The sequence below is a fragment of the Haemophilus haemolyticus genome (genome assembly GCF_001008205.1).
Lineage (GTDB): Bacteria > Pseudomonadota > Gammaproteobacteria > Enterobacterales > Pasteurellaceae > Haemophilus > Haemophilus haemolyticus_Q.
In genome coordinates this window covers 130,803-137,055 of record NZ_LCTK01000031.1, presented here as the reverse complement: position 1 = coordinate 137,055, position 6,253 = coordinate 130,803, and the positions used below count along the sequence as shown (strand labels likewise).

Sequence of the window (6,253 nt, the reverse complement as noted above, 5' to 3'; positions counted from 1 at the left end):
GTAATCATCATTACTACAGCTTGAAGTTTTGCTATGATGTTGCAAGTCTTTCAAAATAGAAATCCAATTCAATGAAGAAAAATTTTTCGGCAGGAAAATTGCCGTCTAAAGGAAAAAGTGCGGTTAATTTTCACCACACTTTTAAGCCTAAATCAAAACCTAAAACGCTGTCGTTGGATGAAACCAAAGTTGTATTATTCAATAAACCTTTTGATGTGCTCACGCAATTTACCGACGAACAAGGACGCGCAACCTTAAAAGATTTTATCTCAATTCCAAATGTTTATGCGGCAGGTCGATTAGATAGAGACAGTGAAGGATTACTGATTTTAACCAATAATGGCGAATTACAACATCGTTTGGCCGATCCCAAATTTAAAACAGAAAAAACCTATTGTGTGCAAGTGGAAGGCATCCCTGAAGAGACCGATTTAGCACAACTCAGAAAAGGTGTAGAAATCAAAGATGGCATGACAAAACCCGCTAAAGTGCGGTTAATTTCAGAGCCCAATTTATGGGAACGCAATCCACCTATCCGAGAACGGAAAAATATTCCCACAAGCTGGTTAGAAATTAAGATTAGTGAAGGGCGCAACCGCCAAGTGCGAAGAATGACTGCGCATATTGGTTTTCCCACTTTACGATTAGTGAGAGTGAGTATGGGCTCATTATCTATTAATGGATTAGAAAATGGCTCATTTAGATTATTATCATTGGATGAAATAAAAGCATTATTTCAGACCGTCAAATTATAAAGATAGGGCAAGTATTTAACTTGCCCTAAATTTTTCTCCCATAAATATTGAGCAGAAAGATAATTAATAAAAAACTAAACTGCTTTCAAACTCTTTCTGAAAATTACTTTCAGCTCGCAATTCATTCCAAATTAATGGGTTACGGTCTAAGTATCCGCTTTCAAAATTCAATGTCCAATCATTCAAAGTGCGGTGCATTTCAAGGGTGAAATTTTTTGCAGTTTCTGTTGCTTGACGGGATTTATTGAGAATAACTGCAAGACGAAGCAATCGCATTAAAGCCATCACATCTTGCTCGCTATAACGTGCAAATTTAAAAAATTCAGCAGGTTTAAGCGTGCCAATATGCCAACGCACTAGTGCGGTAAGTAAACGTTGCTGTTCACGATCAAACCCAGGTAATTCCATATTTTGTAAGATATACGCCGAATGTTTTTGTAAACCTTTGTGATTAATCACAATGCCAACTTCATGCAAGCGCGCTGCCCAAAGTAGGATTTCACGCATTTCTTCAATAAACTCTGTCGATTGCCAATCTTTATATTGTGCACTGAGTAAATTAGCACTATCTGCAACTCGGTGAGCTTGGGCTTGGTCAATATTGAATTGCTCGCTTAACCCCCAAGCTGTGCGCGCTCGAATATCTGCAACTTGGAAGTTTTTTTCTAGGCTATAAATAACGCCTTCGCGCAATGCGCCGTCAGAATAACGCATTTGTTGAATATGAAAAACTTCAAACACTGCACTTAAAATCGCTAAACCGGGTACAAAAACATCCACGCGGTCTTGGTTTAAACCGTTAATATTTAGCTCGGTAAAATGCTTGGCTTGTAGTGTTTGTTCAATTAGCGCATTTAATCGCTCGGCTGTAATGGTTCCATTTGGATCAAGATTAGTCGCAATGACTTGCGCCACAGTTTTAATCGTCCCCGATGAGCCGAGCACAGATTGCCAACCTAATTTGCGATATTCGAAGCCTAAATCTTCGATTTTATTTACCGCACTTTGGCGTGCTCGTTGAAAGTTTTCTGAGGAAATGACGCCGTCGGTAAAAAATTGAGTCGCAAAACTTACACACCCCATGTGGCGGCTTTCAGCCACAAGTGGCGTGAAATCATCGCCGATAATCATTTCTGTCGAGCCACCACCAATATCCACAACGAGCTTACGACCTTTTTCTGGTTGCGTATGGCATACGCCTGCGTAGATGGTTTTAGCTTCAGTTTGCCCACTAATAATATTAATGGGATAGGGGAAAACTTTGGCTGCTTGACGTAAAAATTCATCATTATTCACCGCTCTTCGTAACGTATAAGTACCAACTACATTGACATTTTCAACAGGAAATCCTTGTAAACGTTCGGCAAATAAGGCTAAGCAATTTACACCACGCGTGATGGCCTCTTGATTAAGCACTGCATTTTCATCTAAGCCTTCCGCGAGTTTAACTTTTTGTTTTAAGCGAGAAAGTACTTGGATTGAGCCGTTCACAATACGCGCCACAATCATGTGGAAGCTGTTTGACCCGAGATCAATCGCCGCGATTTCACGTACATCGCTGCGGTGCTGGGGTTCTAAAATAGGGTGATTCATAAAATTCCTAAAATTCAAATTGATAAAGTAAGTCAAACACCTGGTTTGTACTAGAAACGGATTGAAAATAAAGTTGTGGCATTAAGCGGTAACGTAAAGTTACTTCTGCCAAGCCATCAAATAAGCCTACACCATATTTTATTTGTAAGCGGTTGGTGAGGTTTCCGCTGACGGTCAATTTGGATTTATCACCCACACCCGATGTGCCAAGGTTTAAATCTTGGATACCAAAAGCCTCGCCAATACTTCCCACTAATTTACCGCTCTTTGAAAGCCCTAGACCAAGTAATGCAGCCCCCACGGATCCACTAGATCCAGCCTCACCACTATTTTCTAATGAACGACCCGTTAACAAATAGGAAAGTGCTTGATCTTGTGGTTTGCTTGGTTCACTGAAAATAGTGACTTCTGGGCTATCGGCTATGCCAATCACTCTCACTCCAGCAGTAATTTTGCTGTCTTCCATTGCTTCAGGATTACGAATAGCCTCAATATTCAACGTAGGTTGTGTCGCTTGGCCAGAAAAACTAATAAGCCCTTTACGAATCAGTAAATCCTGTCCGAAAGAAGCATAGCGACCTTTAGTTAAATTAATCTGACCAAATAAACCTAAATTACCTTTGTCTTGTTTGACAGAAAGTAAACCGTCAAGATTGGTTTTCAAGCCATAGGCATCAAGGCTAACGTCTTTACCAATATTGATACGTAAATCAGAGCGAATATCCATTCCTGATTTTGTTTTTGCCGCAAATTCACGTTTAATCAGTTCTTCTTTGCTCTTATGAGGGCCATTTAAAATAACTTCATCTTCGCTCACTGGCTCAGCAGTATCTGGTAAGCTATCAATTCTAATTCGCGCCCAAGGAATATCCACCGTTCCGCTTAAATTCAATTCTTTAGGATTCGCTTTTACTGTGATATTTGGACTGAAACGTAGTTTCGCCATAGAAGGAATATCCACGTTGAAATTATTTGCCTGAGCATTTAATTCTGTTGTCCAATGTTCAATATTAGCCCAGTTTGCTCGGCCGGTTAAATTCAAACGACTATCGATAGTTTCAATTTTTCCCTGTAAGGTGGAATTATTACCGTGGAAATGTACGGCAATATCACCATCAGTAATATTGACTGGCATAGATTTTAATTTGGTACGAATATTGCGAATATTGAAGTTTCCATTTAATAATGGTTTCTCTAAATTCCCGCCAAAACTCAACTTCGAGACTACCTCACCATTAACAGATTCACCGCTAGTAAGTAGCTGATTTGCGATCGACAAGTTTAGTCGCTCTATCGCAAGAGTTCCGCCAAGTTGACGATTTTTAGCCAGATCATTTAAATGAATATCACCTACAATCCTGCCTTGGTTATGCACATTAATGTCTGTTTTTAAAACCAAATTGTTATTTTGAATGTCGGCGTTAAGGGTTAATTTTGGAATATCCAATTTAAACGTACGGTAATCCAATTTTTGAGAGAAAGCTAAGTGATTGCCATCTACTTTGGCGGTAAATTGGAATGGTTTATCCGTAAACCAAGCAACGTTACCTTGCGCTTGCAAGTTTCCTTTGAGGCTATCTTGTTCGATAAGTTTATTCACTAAATCCAAATTAACACGTTTAAATTGGAAAGGAATATTCCCTTGCTTGCCCACATTAAATGCTTGGGGGAAACATAATTCTACATCTGTGTTTTGCCAGCAATGTGCGGCAATATTGGCTTGCGCTTGTTTATTATCGTAAGACACCGCAATAGCTTGGTTAGATTTTACATCGCCAATAGGTGTATCAAATTTTGCTTGGGAAAGTGTGCCTTTCCACTGTTCCAAAATGCGGTCAAAATGTCCGTTAATTTGTAAATTTGCAGCAACAGGCTCACCTTGGGATTTTAGCGTTAACAGATGATTTTGTTCATCGCCAGATAAGGCGAGATCAAGTAAACGGAGTTTAACACTTTCACCATAATGAAGTTGCTCTGCCTTAATATTGAATTGTCCTTTAGCTAAAGGATCGCTTTTGATATTCCCTTTCGCGCTCGCTTTAGATAACTGGAAACCTTGCAAGTGTAAATTAGACGAGGTTAAGTCAAGATCAAGATTTGGACTGGTGAACTGACCAGAAATAGCCGCATGCCCTTTCACATTGCCACTTAAATCTGACCATAAACCACGCAAATTCGGTGCATCGACATCTAATACAAAATCAGAATGGTCATCTAATACCCCTCTTGCGTTAAGATGATTTTCACCATATCTAACCTGTAAATCAGGTACTGTTAGAAGTACATTTTGATTAAGTGTTGCGGAGCCTTTTAAACTGATGGGGTTTGAAGACAGTGTTCCATTTAAATCGGCCACTGGCACTTCCACTTGCCAACCTTGAGAACCTGCAAAACCACGTGAATGCAATTTGCCAGATAGTGTTGCAGGCATGACAGGTACATAAAAACCGATATTCATTTTTTCTAAATCGGCTTGTATATCCCAGTTTGCACCCTCTTTCCAGTTTGCAGTCCCAACAAATTCACTTTTACCATCTAACGAAGCTATCCCAAATTTATTGACGGTTACTTCATAAAGTTTGCCGTCGGCATTAAAGTCCACTTTAGATGCGGGAATATAATCCATTCCATCTACGCCACCCTTAAGCTCAGCGTGATAATTCAGTAAATCCCCTGTGAGCTTAAGTGTCACATCATTAATTTTGAGTGGTGCCATTGTGTTTACAAAAGCGTATTGTCCTTTTGCCACATTTAATGTGAGGTTTAAGGGCATTTTGTCTTGTGCTAATTGCACTTCGCCATTCAGTTCAGCATCTAATACGCCTTTTATTTTTAAAGAAAGTGCGGTGGATTTTTTCAATGATCCCGAAAGCGTAAGATCAACATCACTCGCTGATAGAATTTCTTTTCCATCGGATTTCAACGGCTCCAAATGGGATTTTAAAGTTAAGTCTAGTGGCATATCGCCATCAAGTTGTAATTTACCCTGTGAATAAAGATTACCCAACGAACTTTCTACCGCTAATTTTTGTAATTGCAGTTGGTTATCAACGGTATCCGCCTGTGCAATCAGGCTTGGGATTTCAATAGATTGAAGTGTTTCACCTTTTTCATTCACCGCTTGATAATGCCAGTTTTTGCCTTTAATCGCGGGGATGTGTAAATCAAAAGGAAGAATTATTTCTGATACATTTCCTAAAAAAGCAGGCGTTAAAGATTGCTCAATCGTATCCCAATCTACAGGCTTATTCGGTTGTTCTGCTTGCGGCTCTGATTTAACTTCAGGCAATTTTTTTGAAATAACTGAAATATCGTTAATTTCAGTCGGCGCAAGAGTTAAGCCTTTTTCATTATTTAAACTTACCGCACTTTTAAAATGACTGAGTGTAAGATTAGTCTGATCAATATTTACAGATAAATCTTGCACTGCCAAATTTTCTGCATTGATACCAATTGGCAAGGAAATGCGTTTCATCGGGCCAGATTTTGAATCATCAGGCGTTGATGGAGGCAGTAATGCTGTATTAATCGCAATCGTCGGTTTATTTAAGGTGAAATCACGTAAACAAACCTCACGTGAAAGCAAACAACCGAAATCAAGCTGTAAACGTGCTTGTGCAATATGAGTATCAATCCCAGCGGTTTGATAACGAACATTATTAAGCACTAAGCCATTTTGTAATCCGCCTTCAATTTGCTCAACAGAAAAACTATCAAGCATTTTATCAGCAAGTTGAATTAAACCTCTTTGCCCCGCATCGAAAGAAAGTGCCCCAGCAACACCTAAAATAGGCACCAAAATGACCGCACTTCCGATACAAACAGCCTTGCGTACCCAGTGTTTTTTATTAGGCTGCTCAGGTGATTTTGGTGAAGTTTCTGATGGTTGTTTTTGTTCTGTCATA

3 protein-coding genes are annotated in these 6,253 nt (G+C 39.4%); 1 reads left to right on the top strand and 2 read right to left on the bottom strand.

Annotated features, from left to right (window positions below; all coding sequences use genetic code 11):
• Positions 1–71: 71 nt before the first annotated feature.
• Complete coding sequence (locus AAX18_RS07370) at positions 72–755, top strand: rRNA large subunit pseudouridine synthase E (protein ID WP_046953422.1); 684 nt, start codon at positions 72–74, stop codon at positions 753–755.
• 63 nt (positions 756–818) lie between these two features.
• Here AAX18_RS07370 and ppx read toward each other — a convergent pair whose 3' ends face one another.
• Both ppx and tamB read right to left on the bottom strand, forming a co-directional pair.
• Positions 819–2,348, bottom strand: a complete 1,530-nt coding sequence (ppx, locus tag AAX18_RS07365) for an exopolyphosphatase (protein ID WP_046953421.1) — start codon at positions 2,346–2,348, stop codon at positions 819–821.
• 7 nt (positions 2,349–2,355) lie between these two features.
• On the bottom strand, positions 2,356–6,252 hold the full coding sequence (tamB, locus tag AAX18_RS07360) for an autotransporter assembly complex protein TamB (RefSeq protein ID WP_046953420.1): 3,897 nt from the start codon (positions 6,250–6,252) through the stop codon (positions 2,356–2,358).
• Position 6,253: the final 1 nt, after the last annotated feature.

Excerpts from the sequence above, each read along its gene's own strand:
- tamB (WP_046953420.1), bottom strand. The coding sequence starts at position 6,252 with ATGACAGAACAAAAACAACCATCAGAAACTTCACCAAAATCACCTGAG.
- ppx (WP_046953421.1), bottom strand. The coding sequence starts at position 2,348 with ATGAATCACCCTATTTTAGAACCCCAGCACCGCAGCGATGTACGTGAA.
- AAX18_RS07370 (WP_046953422.1), top strand. The coding sequence starts at position 72 with ATGAAGAAAAATTTTTCGGCAGGAAAATTGCCGTCTAAAGGAAAAAGT.